The following is a 13,617-nucleotide window of genomic DNA, read 5'->3' on the forward strand; positions in this document are numbered from 1 at the left end:
GTAGTGGCTCCCTTCCACTCGGGAGCCTTCCTTTTGGTGAGCGCTTATCATGTGGCAATGAAGAGTAGCGTTGTGTGCTTAGAAGCTTTCCCACTCGGGTTCTGGCTGCTGTTGTGTTGTGGCAGGTCGAGGTTTTGTGAGGGAGCTAGAGGTGGTGGCAGATAAGCCTGCCAAGGTGAGGGCATGTTCACGGCCGCTGCTGGGCAGTTTGAAGACCGCCATTGAATTGATTAGCTTATGTGCATTGTCGCGCAGGTTATTGGCCGAGCGAGCGCTTTCCTGCACCAAACCGGCATTTTGTTGGGTAACTTGATCCATCTCGGTGACTGCTTTGCCAACTTCTTGAACCCCCTTGCTTTGCTCAGCGCTGGCATAGCTGATTTCTTTCATGATGTCGGTGACTCGGCTGATAGCTGCCACAATCTCTTCGGTTGATTTACTAGCCTCAGCAGCGCGCTCGTTACCATGATTGACACGCTCCAGGTTGCTGGAAATCAGGTTGTTGATTTCGCGTGCGGCATCGGCGCTGCGTTGGGCAAGTTTGCGGACTTCTTCGGCTACCACAGCGAAGCCACGGCCATGCTCCCCAGCGCGTGCGGCTTCCACCGAAGCATTCAGCGCCAAAATATTGGTCTGGAAGGCGATGGAGTCGATGGTCGAGATGATGCCAGCAATTTCCTGAGAGCTTTTGTTGAGATCGTTCATAGTGGCGACCACCTGGTGAACCGCTTCGCCCCCTTGTGTGGCGGTAGTGGATGCGCTGGAGGCTTCCTGGCTGGCCTGTTCGGAATTGTCGGCGTTGAGCTTGACCGTGCTGTTTAGCTGTTCCATTGCCGAGGCGGTTTCCGCCAGTGCGCTGGCCTGTTGTTCGGTACGCGACGATAGGTCGTTGTTACCTTCGGCAATTTGCTCACTATTGCTGGCGACGGCCTCGGCTGACGCGCGTACCTCGGCAACGATACCTTGTAGCTGGCGTGCCATTTCCACCTGAGACGCCATGATGCTGCGCTTATCACCCTTCTTTAAGCGTCCTTGGCTGTCCAGTTCGCCACGGCCGATGGCTTCCGCGAAAGCCTTGACTTCATGGGGCTCAGCGCCGAGCTCACGCAGGAGTTGACGAGTAAGGAACACGGCAATGATCCCGCCAACGACTAAGGCGAAAAGGGTTAAACCAAGCATCTGTATTTGGAAGCCGGAAGCTGTGTCTCGCGCGGCAGCTGTCACCGCGTTGTTTTGCTGTTCTTGAAGATCGATAAACTGGTTAATGCGGTTAAGCCACTCAGCATAGGCAGGCCCGGCTTCAGCCAGCAGTAACTCTTGAGCCGATTGATAATTTCCTTGTGCATGGGCGCTTAATACCTCGTCGGTGAGCGCTCGAGTCGAATCTGCTTGCTCTTCAATACGGCTGAGTATTGATTGTTCGTCGTTAACGTTTTGGCTTTGACTATTGTCTGCATTATCCGCAATAACCGTCTGCATACCTTCTGAGGCGCTTGCGTAGTTATCCTGCAATTGCTGCATGGTGTCTTGGAGAGGGGTAATGTCGCCTTCGCCTGTCATCACGATGTCGCGTAACGCAATGGCTCGATCGTGGACGCTGCCGCGCCAGTCAATCGCGTGGCGCTGTTTTTCGCCGTTAACATCGTTGATGGTGGTAAGGCCACGATCGATTTGGTTGACCTGATAGATACCGATGCCCGTCAATATCACCAGAAGGGCGAGCAGTGCCGAAAAGCCAAGGGTAAGGCGCGTACTTATCTTGGTTCCCGAGAACCGTGCGCTAGACAAGAACATTATATTTCTCCTTAGGCACCGTTCAGGTGCTTTATTATGTCGATATTAGGATTCTAATCATCGGTATAGTTTTTGTACAACTTTATTTTGGTTCAAGGGGCGTGCGATTATTCATAAACAAGCATGAATATCCCGTAAGAATCTGATATAAAATAAAAAAGCCACGCTCGGGCGTGGCTTGAAGAAAAATCTTCTTTTGTGAAACTTGTACAAGCTAGGCGCTATGCTTAATGCTCATTTAGCGAAGTCTCAGCGTTAGTCGAGATGTTTTGGTGCAAATCGATTGCCATCAAGTTGGTCATGGTCGGGAGCATTTTCACGCAGCACGGCGAGTACTTCCTCTGCGCGGTCATCCATTTCCAGTCCCTGGTAGCCCTCAACCATAGTGGCAAGCGCGTCGTGACTGGCATTGGATTCGGGATAGTTCTCGACTACCCAGCGTCCGCGTTCAACGGCGGCGAGGTAAGCGCCACGCCGCAGGTAGTAATCAGCAACGTGTAGTTCGTGGCGAGCAAGCAATTCGCGCAGATACACAATCCGCTGCTGCGCGTCGGGGGCGTACTCGCTTTCCGGGTAGCGTTGAATCAGCTCGCGGAAATCGCTGTAAGCGTCTCGTGTTGCGCCAAGATCGCGCTTGGAGATATCAATCAAGCGAAGACGCTCAAGGCTGAAACGCCCTGCCTGCCATGCTGATAAACCGCGCAGGTAATAGGCATAATCGACCTGTGGGTGGTCGGGGTGCAGGCGAATAAAGCGGCTGGCTGCGGCGCGAGCCTCTTCCCAATCGCTATTTTCGTAGTAGGCGTAGATGATCTCTAACTGAGCTTGCTCAGCGTGTTCGCCAAACGGGTAGCGTGTATCCAACGCTTCTAACCGTTCGATCGCAATGTTAAAGCGATTATCATCTAGGGCGTCGCGAGCTCGGTCGTATAGCTCACGTTCATCGACGCCAGCGTATTCATCCTCCTCTTCGGAGGTCGTATCGTTGCTGGCACAGCCGGCCAGCAAGGCAAAGCTTAAAGCTAACACGCCAAAGCGATTGGCAGCGGAAAAAACGCGCATCATCATCCTCGTTGCAAACAAGCCTCAATCATCGAAAAGCGACGATGGCCATAAGTAGAAATGGTAGAATAGGTCGCAGTTCGTCCACTATAAATCACCTCGGCGCAAAACGCAGGCTTCGCATTACGTTGTCGAGGTGTCGTCAAAGGAAATTATCCCATGCCTCGCAGTGTTGAAGCTACGCAACGCGTGCCGACATCATTGGCAGGTGCCCGCTTGGACCAAGCGGCGGCCGAGTTGTTCAGTGATTACTCCCGTGAACGTTTAAAAGCGTGGATCAATACCGGCGAATTGACCGTAGACGGCAAACCAGCCAAGCCGAAAGTCAAGCTCCACGGGCATGAAATGCTGGTGTTGCAAGCGACACTCGAAGAGGATACCCGTTTTGAGCCGCAGGCCATACCATTGGATATCGTATTTGAGGATGATGCGGTGATGGTGGTCAACAAGCCGGCCGGTATGGTGGTTCATCCGGCGGCGGGCAACCCAGATGGCACCTTATTGAATGCGCTCTTGCATCATCACCCTGCGTTGGCTGAAGTGCCACGAGCTGGCATTGTGCATCGGCTTGATAAAGACACCACCGGGTTAATGATGGTGGCAAAAACGCTGCCTGCGCAAACCACTCTGGTCGAGCAATTGCAGGCGCGCAGTGTTTCCCGTCAATACGATGCAGTGGTGATTGGCAAGCCGATCGCCGGTAGCACTATCGATGCGCCGATTGGACGCCACCCCAAAGACCGTAAGCGGCAAGCAGTCAACGCTTCGGGAAAGCCCGCGGTGACCCATTTTCGTGTGGTGGAGCGTTTCCGGGCCCATACGCACGTTCGCTGCCAGTTGGAAACCGGGCGTACCCACCAAATTCGTGTGCATATGGCGCATGCCCGCTACCCGCTAATTGGCGACCCCTTGTACGGTGGCCGGGCCAAGCTACCGCCGGGAGCTGCTGGGCCCTTGAAAGAAATTCTGCGTGAATTTCCCCGTCAGGCGCTACATGCGCGCAAGCTGCGTTTCGTTCATCCCGTTAGCGGCGAAACGCTTACTTTCCACGCTGGTCTGCCCGATGATCTACTACTGTTATTGGACTACCTGCGTGACGATAGCGAGACCATGCAATGAGCGATGCCATCGACCTGAGGCCCACGTTGCTGCTACCCGACTGGCCGGCGCCGAGCAATGTGCGGGCGTTTGTCACCACGCGTGAAACAGGGCCAAGCCAAGATAATTTTGCTGCTTTTAACCCAGCGTCTCATGTGGGCGATAACGCTGATCACGTGGCGCTGTGTCGGCGGCTTATGGGAAAAGAAATTGGCGATGAGCGCCCGTTTTTGTGGCTTAAGCAAACCCATGGCGCGCGGGTGCAACAGGCCTTCCAGGCCGATGTTCCGGAAGCAGATGCGTCGATTGCTAACGGTAATGACTATGCTTGCGTGGTGCTAACCGCCGACTGTTTGCCGGTATTGTTTTGTAATCGCCAGGGCTCCCAAGTGGCTGTTGCCCACGCGGGTTGGCGTGGTTTAGCAACCGGTGTGCTGGAAGCCACCGTGGCGGCGATGAACAGCGACCCGGATGATATTCTGGTTTGGTTGGGACCTGCGATTTCCAATGCTCAGTTCGAAGTAGGGCCGGAAGTGTATGGCGCGTTTGTCGCCGTTCAGCCTGAAACGGCTGAAGCGTTCGATCACAGCCCTTACCGCTTAGGTCATTACATGGCTGATCTTTACCGGTTGGCTCGCTTTCGCCTTGAGGCGTTGGGAATTCATCAGATCAGCGGTGGCCATTTCTGTACTGCCTGTGAATCACGTTTTTATTCCTATCGTCGTGATGTTGGCAATACCGGAAGGATGGCGAGCGTGATCTGGATCAAATAAACCGGCTGGCTGCTACCACGTCCCCTTGAAACCTCCTGGAATTGACGCCATTTAACTTGTCAAGCTAATCGTGATTAGCACGTTTAACAGACAGGTTGTCGGGATACGCCGCGCGTCCAAACGCGCGGTCACCCCCAGGAGGAACTGCATGAGATTCGATAAATTTACCGCCAAGCTCCAGGCCGGCATTGCCGAAGCGCAGTCGCTTGCGGTAGGCCGTGGGCATAATCAGCTTGAGCCTGCTCACCTGCTGCTGGCGCTGCTGGACACTAAAGATACCGGCATCAAAGCGCTGATTGAAAAAGCCGAGGGCAGCAGCTCACGTCTGCGCGATGGTTTAGTGCAACAGTTGGATGATTTGCCCAAGGTGGGCCAGTTCGATGGCGAAGTGCAGCCATCGCGGGAGTTCATCAAGCTATTTAACTTAACTGACCGCGAAGCGCAGAAGCGCGGCGACCAGTTCATCGCCAGCGAATTGGTGCTGCTGGCAGCATTGGAGATGAATTCGGCGGTCACCAAGCTGCTCAAAGCAGCAGGGATTGATCGAAAGTCACTTGAGGCTGCGATTAACAGCTTGCGTGGTGGAGAAACCGTCGATGATCCTAATGCGGAAGATCAGCGTGAAGCGCTTAATAAGTACACACTGGATCTGACCCAGCGCGCCCTGGACGGCAAGCTTGATCCGGTAATCGGCCGTGACGACGAAATTCGCCGTACCATCCAAGTGCTGCAGCGGCGTACCAAAAACAACCCTGTTTTAATTGGGGAACCCGGTGTTGGTAAAACCGCCATCGTTGAAGGTCTGGCGCAGCGGATTGTCGATGGCGAGGTACCCGAAGGCCTTAAAGACAAACGCGTGCTGTCGCTGGACATGGGCTCGCTGTTGGCGGGCGCTAAATTCCGTGGGGAATTTGAAGAGCGCCTAAAAGCGGTGCTTAAAGAGCTTTCCCAGGAAGAAGGTCGGGTCATCCTGTTCATTGATGAGCTCCATACCATGGTGGGCGCCGGTAAGGCGGACGGTGCCATGGATGCGGGTAATATGCTCAAGCCGGCGCTAGCGCGGGGCGAATTGCACTGCGTCGGTGCCACCACGCTGGATGAATACCGCAAATATATTGAGAAGGATGCCGCGCTTGAGCGCCGCTTCCAAAAGGTGCTGGTCGATGAGCCCACGGAAGAAGATACCGTAGCGATTTTACGCGGTTTGAAAGAGCGCTACGAAGTGCACCATGGCGTGGATATCACCGACTCGGCGATTATTGCCGCAGCGAAGCTCTCTACGCGCTATATCACTGATCGCCAACTGCCCGACAAAGCTATCGACCTGATCGACGAGGCGGCTTCTCGTATCCGCATGGAGCTGGATTCCAAGCCCGAAGAGATGGACAAGCTCGATCGCCGCTTGATTCAGCTCAAAATGGAGCGCGAAGCGCTTAAAAAAGAGACGGACGAGGCGACCAAAAAGCGCTTGGAAGCACTCAATAACCAGATCCATGAATTGGAGCGCGAGTACGCGGATCTGGATGAAATATGGAAAGCCGAAAAGGCCAGCATTCAAGGCGCTGCGCAGTTCAAAGCCGAGCTGGAGCAAGCCCGGATTGATCTTGAGCAGGCCCGCCGCCAGGGCGACTTAGGCCGCATGTCGGAAATCCAGTACGGCAAGATTCCCGAGCTAGAGAAGAAAATTGCCGAAAGCGGCGAAGGCGAAGCAGATACCTCAAGCCATCAATTGCTGCGCTCCAACGTGACAGAAGAAGAAATCGCTGAGGTTGTCTCCCGCTGGACCGGTATTCCCGTCTCCAAAATGCTGGAAGGCGAGCGCGATAAGCTGTTGCGCATGGAAGAGGCATTGCACGAGCGGGTGATTGGGCAAGATGAAGCGGTCGGGGCGGTAGCCAATGCGGTACGTCGCTCTCGGGCAGGCCTTGCCGACCCCAATCGTCCCAACGGTTCATTCCTGTTCCTAGGCCCCACCGGCGTAGGTAAAACCGAGCTATGTAAGTCACTGGCTAACTTCCTGTTCGATACCGAAGAGGCCATGGTACGTATCGATATGTCCGAGTTTATGGAGAAGCACTCCGTGGCTCGCTTGATTGGTGCGCCCCCTGGCTACGTCGGCTATGAAGAGGGAGGTTATTTAACCGAAGCCGTGCGCCGTAAACCCTATTCGGTGATGTTGCTGGATGAGGTAGAGAAAGCCCACCCGGATGTGTTCAATATCCTGCTACAGGTGTTGGAAGATGGCCGCCTAACCGACGGCCAGGGCCGTACGGTGGACTTCCGCAATACTGTGATCGTCATGACCTCGAACATGGGCTCGGATATTATCCAGCGCATGGGCGGTGACGTCAGTGCTGATAAGGATAGCGACTATGAGTCGATGAAGAGCATGGTCATGGAGGTGGTGGGTAACCACTTCCGACCTGAGCTGATCAACCGCATCGATGAAGTGGTGGTCTTTCACGCGCTTGGTCAGGAGCAAATTCAAGCGATTGCCGGCATCCAACTGGAACGCCTTAAAGCGCGCCTGGCTGAGCACGAGCTAAGCCTGGAGGTGAGCGACGACGCCATGGCGCAGTTGGCCGTGGTAGGCTTCGACCCTGTCTATGGCGCAAGGCCACTCAAGCGGGCCATTCAAAGCCGTATTGAGAACCCCTTGGCGCAGGATTTGCTAGCCGGTAAGTTCTCGCCGGGTGACACTATCCATATCAGTGCACAAGACGGCAAGTTAGTGTTCAGTTAATACCACCGCCGTGTTGTTAAGCTCCGTTGGGCGTTGCCAGCGGGGCTTTTTTTATGCAAGTACTAGCCGTTTATGGCCTTTAACCTGATCGGAGGTTGACAGGCTGAGGATGCTAATGGAATCTTGTGGGTTCCTGATTTGCGGGCGCGGAACCAACGGGTAACCCCCAATCCCCGCGCGAAGGGTAGGCGAAGACCTTTACCCGCCGAAGGATTTCCGGGCTTGGGCTAACCGCCCGAACCTGGCCAACGCCCCGACACGGCAAACCGCCGTGAAAGGGGATCGCTGATTTGTGCTCGCATAAATCAGGGTTCCCGATGAGAGTGCAGGCCCTAACCGGGCCATATGCCAGGGTTTGGCATCAGGTGCCGGCATGGACCGGCAGCGGCATACCGCCGCACTCGACACCGCAGAATCGTCTGCGGATCGCACTCGAGACCTCCAGGGGAGAAATACAGTGGAATTGCTTTCCGGCGCAGATATGATCGCCCGCTTCTTGCAAGATGAGGGCATCGAATATATTTATGGTTACCCCGGCGGTGCAGCGCTGCATATTTATGATGCGCTCTTCCGTCAGGACAAAGTGAAGCACATTCTGGTGCGTCACGAACAAGCGGCAACCCACGCTGCCGATGGTTACGCCCGTGCCTCGGGTAAGCCCGGCTGCGTGCTGGTCACCTCTGGCCCTGGTGCGACTAACGCCGTGACCGGCATAGCCACCGCCTACATGGACTCGATACCCATGGTGGTGCTATGTGGTCAGGTGGCTAGCCACCTGATCGGTGAAGACGCTTTCCAGGAGACTGATATCGTCGGTGTGACGCGGCCTATCGTGAAGCACAGCTTCTCGATACGTCACCCGTCTGAAATTCCTGAAGTGCTGAAAAAAGCCTTCTATTTAGCCGCAACGGGTCGGCCTGGCCCGGTAGTGGTCGATATTCCAAAAGATATGACCGCGCCCACCGAGCGCTACGAGTACGTCTACCCGAAAAAGGTCAAGATGCGCTCGTATAACCCGGTCACCCGGGGGCATACCGGCCAGATCAAAAAAGCCGTTGAGATGATGCTCAAGGCCAAGCGTCCGGTGTTTTACACCGGCGGTGGTGTGGTGACAGGCAGGGCAAGCGAGGGCTTGACCGATCTGGTCAAACAGCTGGGTTTTCCGATCACGACCACGCTGATGGGGATCGGCGCCTATCCCCAGAGCGACCGGCAATGCCTGGGATGGTTGGGTATGCACGGCTCGTATGAGTCAAACATGGCCATGCATCATGCGGATTTGATTATTGCCGTTGGCGCGCGCTTTGATGATCGTGTGACTAATAATACATCGAAGTTTTGCCCTACGGCGAAGATTATCCATGTGGATGTCGACCCGAGCTCGATATCCAAAACCGTGCGTGCCGACGTGCCGATCGTTGGGCCGGCTTCGAGCGTTATTAACGAAATGATTAGCCTGGTGCAGGGGCAAAGCATTGCTAACCCTGAAGCGCTGACCGACTGGTGGCAGAAAATTGACGGCTGGCGTGCCGACCGTGAAGGCAAGCTTTACGAGCCAGCCAAGCCCGGTGAGCCGCTCAAGCCCCAGGAAGTGGTAGAGGCACTGTGTCGCGTGACGCGTGGCGAAGCCTACGTCACTACCGATGTTGGTCAGCACCAGATGTTCGCAGCGCAGTACTACAAGTTTGAGAAGCCCAACCGGCTGATTACCTCGGGTGGTTTGGGCACCATGGGTTTTGGCTTTCCTGCCGCCATGGGTATCAAGCAGAACTTTCCGGATGATGATGTGGTGTGCGTCACCGGTGAAGGCAGTTTCCAGATGATGATGCAGGAGCTCTCAACCTGTAAGCAGTATGGTATCGGCGTCAAGATCGTCAACCTTAACAATGCATCACTTGGTATGGTGCGCCAGTGGCAGGACTTGAACTACAAGTCTCGCCACGCCCACTCCTACATGGAGTCGCTGCCTGACTTCCATATGTTGATCGAGGCCTATGGATTTACCGCGATCACCGTTAATACCTTGGATGAGTTAGAGCCAGCGCTAGAACGGGCGTTTGCCGACAAGCATGAGCTGGTATTTCTTGACGTGAAGGTCGACCCTTTTGAGCACGTCTATCCGATGCAGGTGCCGCTGGGTGCCATGCGCGACATGCTGCTGTCTAAAACGGAGCGTACCTGATGCGTCATATCATCTCGATTCTGATGGAAAACGAACCGGGTGCGCTGTCGCGTGTGGTCGGGCTGTTTTCCCAGCGAAATTTCAACATCGAAACGCTTAACGTGGCACCCACAGAAGACCCGTCGCTCTCGCGTCTGACGGTGACCACCGTGGGCGACGACCGGGTGATTGAGCAAATTACCAAGCATCTTAATAAGCTGATTGATGTGGTCAAGCTGGTGGATCTCACCGAAGGCAACCATATTGAACGTGAGCTCATGCTGGTGAAGGTAAAAGCGCTAGGTGCTGCCCGCGACGAGGTGAAGCGCACGGTGGATATTTTCCGCGCGCAAATCGTCGACGTTACGCCGAGCCTCTACACCGTGCAGATCACCGGTGATGCCTCGAAGCTGGATGCTTTCCTGCAGGCGATGGCGCCGGTGGGCATCCTTGAGGTCGCCCGTACCGGGGTCTCTGGCATTGCTCGTGGCGATAAAGTGCTATCTCTGTAAGTCGTTGACTTAATCTAAGAAGGCCGCCCTTACCCAGGGCGGCTTTTTTATATGCGAAGGCTTTTCTAGCGCGCTAACGGTTGCCAAAAAAACACTAACGGTGAGCGCTTGAGCGATTTAAAGGCCAGCGCACTTGGCGGTATACGCGATACGCGGGCGAGGTTATTGCCATATCGTCAGCGCCATCCAGTACGCGGGTCATGACATCGGCGGGGTCGCCGGTGTGTAGCTATAGTAATTACCCATCGATGACCGCACGCCGCCTCAACGCAGAGCATGAAATCGGGCAGGTAGGTGCTAAGCTGCGCGGCATAATGCCTTGGATTGCGGCCAACCAGCTGGTTGATAAATCTAAGAACTAAGTGGTCACTTAGTTTAACGGGGCGCGCCTCGTTGCGTTTGGTAGGTACGTCGGTAATTGACTGGCTGAGTGCGTCACACCGTGTAGAATGAAATAGACGCTTTGCATGTCACTTCATATTCAACGGATGACTTCTATGACTCAGGATGCTCGTGATCAAGAGCACGAATCTACCTCGCGGCCAGATGGCCAAGAGGGCCGCAAAGGCGAAAGCAGTGAGGCGGTTGGTAATGAAGATTTGGCCGCTGCTTTTCTGCGAGAAACCGAAGTGGTTGAAGAGGCGGTAGAGGATGGTAAGAAAGTCCGCCGCAAGGGAATTTATCTACTGCCTAATTTATTCACCACTTCAGCACTGTTTTCAGGGTTCTTTGCTGTGGTGGCGGGTATCAATGGCGACTTTACGGCGGCGGCTGTTGCCATTTTTATTGCCATGGTGCTCGACGGTTTGGACGGCCGAGTTGCGCGAATGACCAATACGCAAAGTGCTTTCGGTGCCGAATACGACAGCCTGGCCGATATGATCTCCTTTGGCATGGCGCCGGCCCTGGTGGCCTTTACTTGGATTTTACAAGATATCGGTAAAACCGGCTGGGTCGTGGCGTTTCTCTATGTTGCCTGTGCGGCCCTGCGCTTGGCGCGTTTTAACGTGCAGATTGGTAGTGTGGACAAAAAATGGTTTATCGGCTTGCCCAGTCCTTCTGCGGCAGCCTTAGTGGCAGCCAGTGTATGGACATTTCACAGCTTTGACGCGGATGCCTTCGGCTTCAAATTGTTGATGCTGGTCGTGGTGGCGGCGGCAGGCGTCCTTATGGTGAGTAATATCCGCTACTACAGCTTTAAAGATCTCGACTTTAAAAAGCCGGTGCCTTTCGTTGTATTGTTGGCGGTGGTGCTAGGCTTTGTGATGATCTCCGTTGAACCATCTGTCATGCTGCTTTTGCTGTTCGGCGCCTATGTGCTCTCGGGGCCTGTACTGGCTGTTATGCGCAAGGCAAAGCCGAAAAGTTAGAATTTTATTGCCGAGGTTCTTGCTAACCTGTCTTTAAAACCGTAAAGTACGCATCCGCTGCCGGGGACGCCAAGCGTTGCTGGCGGTGGAAGGGGTTAAAAACCCTCGGTTTGTCAGTGAGTTAGGTTGCTGATGGTGACAGTGGGTTTGCATCACCTCGCGCCAATTAGTCATTGACAACCACCTGGAAGTACGTAGAATACGCCTTCCTCGCTGAGGCCAAACCGTTCACCGGTTGGCCGGTTTTGTAAAGCGAAACGCTCTTTAATAATTTGATCAGGTAATTCATGTGGGCGCTTGCCGATGAGGGTGATAAATCACCTATTATCAAGGCAAGCGACTCAAGCACTACGGCTTTTCGAAGCCGATATTGAATGAATTCGTTTGACCCTTGAGCCAAGTTTGGTTCGCTTTTGCTGCCCTTCGGGGTAGTGAGTAAGAATCACAATGATTTTAAACTGAAGAGTTTGATCATGGCTCAGATTGAACGCTGGCGGCAGGCCTAACACATGCAAGTCGAGCGGTAACAGATCCAGCTTGCTGGATGCTGACGAGCGGCGGACGGGTGAGTAATGCATAGGAATCTACCCGGTAGTGGGGGATAACCTGGGGAAACCCAGGCTAATACCGCATACGTCCTACGGGAGAAAGGGGGCTTTGGCTCCCGCTATCGGATGAGCCTATGCCGGATTAGCTGGTTGGTGAGGTAACGGCTCACCAAGGCGACGATCCGTAGCTGGTCTGAGAGGATGATCAGCCACATCGGGACTGAGACACGGCCCGAACTCCTACGGGAGGCAGCAGTGGGGAATATTGGACAATGGGGGCAACCCTGATCCAGCCATGCCGCGTGTGTGAAGAAGGCCCTCGGGTTGTAAAGCACTTTCAGCGAGGAAGAACGCCTGGTGGTTAATACCCGCCAGGAAAGACATCACTCGCAGAAGAAGCACCGGCTAACTCCGTGCCAGCAGCCGCGGTAATACGGAGGGTGCAAGCGTTAATCGGAATTACTGGGCGTAAAGCGCGCGTAGGTGGCTTGATAAGCCGGTTGTGAAAGCCCCGGGCTCAACCTGGGAACGGCATCCGGAACTATCAGGCTAGAGTGCAGGAGAGGAAGGTAGAATTCCCGGTGTAGCGGTGAAATGCGTAGAGATCGGGAGGAATACCAGTGGCGAAGGCGGCCTTCTGGACTGACACTGACACTGAGGTGCGAAAGCGTGGGTAGCAAACAGGATTAGATACCCTGGTAGTCCACGCCGTAAACGATGTCGACCAGCCGTTGGGTGCCTAGCGCACTTTGTGGCGAAGTTAACGCGATAAGTCGACCGCCTGGGGAGTACGGCCGCAAGGTTAAAACTCAAATGAATTGACGGGGGCCCGCACAAGCGGTGGAGCATGTGGTTTAATTCGATGCAACGCGAAGAACCTTACCTACCCTTGACATCTACAGAAGCCGAGAGAGATCTTGGTGTGCCTTCGGGAACTGTAAGACAGGTGCTGCATGGCTGTCGTCAGCTCGTGTTGTGAAATGTTGGGTTAAGTCCCGTAACGAGCGCAACCCTTGTCCTTATTTGCCAGCGGGTAATGCCGGGAACTCTAAGGAGACTGCCGGTGACAAACCGGAGGAAGGTGGGGACGACGTCAAGTCATCATGGCCCTTACGGGTAGGGCTACACACGTGCTACAATGGCCGGTACAGAGGGCTGCGAGCTCGCGAGAGTCAGCGAATCCCTTAAAGCCGGTCTCAGTCCGGATCGGAGTCTGCAACTCGACTCCGTGAAGTCGGAATCGCTAGTAATCGTGAATCAGAATGTCACGGTGAATACGTTCCCGGGCCTTGTACACACCGCCCGTCACACCATGGGAGTGGACTGCACCAGAAGTGGTTAGCCTAACTTTGGAGGGCGATCACCACGGTGTGGTTCATGACTGGGGTGAAGTCGTAACAAGGTAGCCGTAGGGGAACCTGCGGCTGGATCACCTCCTTAAACGATGCATTATCCTCGCGGTAAGCGCTCACAATGAATTACCTGATCAAGAAACTGCCGATACGCAGTGATAAGCGTTGTCTTCACATTGAAAAAAGAAAAAAGACCTTTTTTTA

General features: G+C 54.6%; 8 protein-coding genes, 1 rRNA gene and 1 pseudogene. 8 read left to right on the forward strand and 2 right to left on the reverse strand.

The window, feature by feature from the left end:
- Positions 1-78: 78 nt before the first annotated feature.
- Entirely contained in the window at positions 79-1,794 is a 1,716-nt protein-coding gene (locus tag GA0071314_RS03020) for a methyl-accepting chemotaxis protein (protein WP_074395258.1), read from the reverse strand.
- Positions 1,795-2,049: 255 nt separating this feature from the next.
- Positions 2,050-2,856 carry an outer membrane protein assembly factor BamD gene (locus GA0071314_RS03025; protein ID WP_074395259.1) on the reverse strand — a complete coding sequence of 269 codons (807 nt, stop codon included), beginning with the start codon at positions 2,854-2,856 and terminating at the stop codon, positions 2,050-2,052.
- Positions 2,857-3,015: 159 nt separating this feature from the next.
- On the opposite strand from GA0071314_RS03025, the gene rluD reads away from it, so the two are divergent.
- From rluD to GA0071314_RS03060, 8 genes and pseudogenes are all read left to right on the forward strand, one after another.
- A complete protein-coding gene (rluD, locus tag GA0071314_RS03030; protein WP_074395260.1) occupies positions 3,016-3,975 on the forward strand; it encodes a 23S rRNA pseudouridine(1911/1915/1917) synthase RluD in 960 nt (319 codons plus the stop codon).
- Positions 3,972-4,727, forward strand: a complete 756-nt coding sequence (gene pgeF / locus GA0071314_RS03035; RefSeq protein WP_074395261.1) for a peptidoglycan editing factor PgeF — start codon at positions 3,972-3,974, stop codon at positions 4,725-4,727. The genes rluD and pgeF overlap by 4 nt, the downstream gene beginning before the upstream one ends.
- A 148-nt stretch (positions 4,728-4,875) precedes the next feature.
- Positions 4,876-7,470 carry an ATP-dependent chaperone ClpB gene (gene clpB / locus GA0071314_RS03040; RefSeq protein WP_074395262.1) on the forward strand — a complete coding sequence of 865 codons (2,595 nt, stop codon included), beginning with the start codon at positions 4,876-4,878 and terminating at the stop codon, positions 7,468-7,470.
- Positions 7,471-7,927: 457 nt separating this feature from the next.
- Positions 7,928-9,652, forward strand: coding sequence for an acetolactate synthase 3 large subunit (locus tag GA0071314_RS03045; RefSeq protein ID WP_074395263.1), 1,725 nt, complete (start codon positions 7,928-7,930; stop codon positions 9,650-9,652).
- Positions 9,652-10,143 (forward strand): acetolactate synthase small subunit, encoded by a 492-nt coding sequence (gene ilvN, locus GA0071314_RS03050; protein ID WP_030074339.1) that lies wholly within the window; start codon positions 9,652-9,654, stop codon positions 10,141-10,143. Before GA0071314_RS03045 ends, ilvN begins: the two co-directional genes overlap by 1 nt.
- A 233-nt stretch (positions 10,144-10,376) precedes the next feature.
- Positions 10,377-10,505 (forward strand): annotated as a pseudogene (locus GA0071314_RS19470) (ketol-acid reductoisomerase); the annotation flags it as partial.
- Between the two features lie 135 nt (positions 10,506-10,640).
- Positions 10,641-11,513: a CDP-diacylglycerol--serine O-phosphatidyltransferase gene (pssA, locus tag GA0071314_RS03055; RefSeq protein WP_074395264.1), complete on the forward strand. Its 873-nt coding sequence runs from the start codon at positions 10,641-10,643 to the stop codon at positions 11,511-11,513.
- Positions 11,514-11,968: 455 nt separating this feature from the next.
- A 16S ribosomal RNA gene (locus GA0071314_RS03060) occupies positions 11,969-13,501 on the forward strand.
- The last annotated feature ends 116 nt before the right edge of the window (positions 13,502-13,617 follow it).

It is taken from the genome of Halomonas sp. HL-93 (assembly GCF_900086985.1).
GTDB lineage: Bacteria > Pseudomonadota > Gammaproteobacteria > Pseudomonadales > Halomonadaceae > Vreelandella.

Coding starts and splice junctions, on each gene's coding strand:
- GA0071314_RS03020 (WP_074395258.1), bottom strand. CDS start 1,794: ATGTTCTTGTCTAGCGCACGGTTCTCGGGAACCAAGATAAGTACGCGC.
- GA0071314_RS03025 (WP_074395259.1), bottom strand. CDS start 2,856: ATGCGCGTTTTTTCCGCTGCCAATCGCTTTGGCGTGTTAGCTTTAAGC.
- rluD (WP_074395260.1), top strand. CDS start 3,016: ATGCCTCGCAGTGTTGAAGCTACGCAACGCGTGCCGACATCATTGGCA.
- pgeF (WP_074395261.1), top strand. CDS start 3,972: ATGAGCGATGCCATCGACCTGAGGCCCACGTTGCTGCTACCCGACTGG.
- clpB (WP_074395262.1), top strand. CDS start 4,876: ATGAGATTCGATAAATTTACCGCCAAGCTCCAGGCCGGCATTGCCGAA.
- ilvN (WP_030074339.1), top strand. CDS start 9,652: ATGCGTCATATCATCTCGATTCTGATGGAAAACGAACCGGGTGCGCTG.
- pssA (WP_074395264.1), top strand. CDS start 10,641: ATGACTCAGGATGCTCGTGATCAAGAGCACGAATCTACCTCGCGGCCA.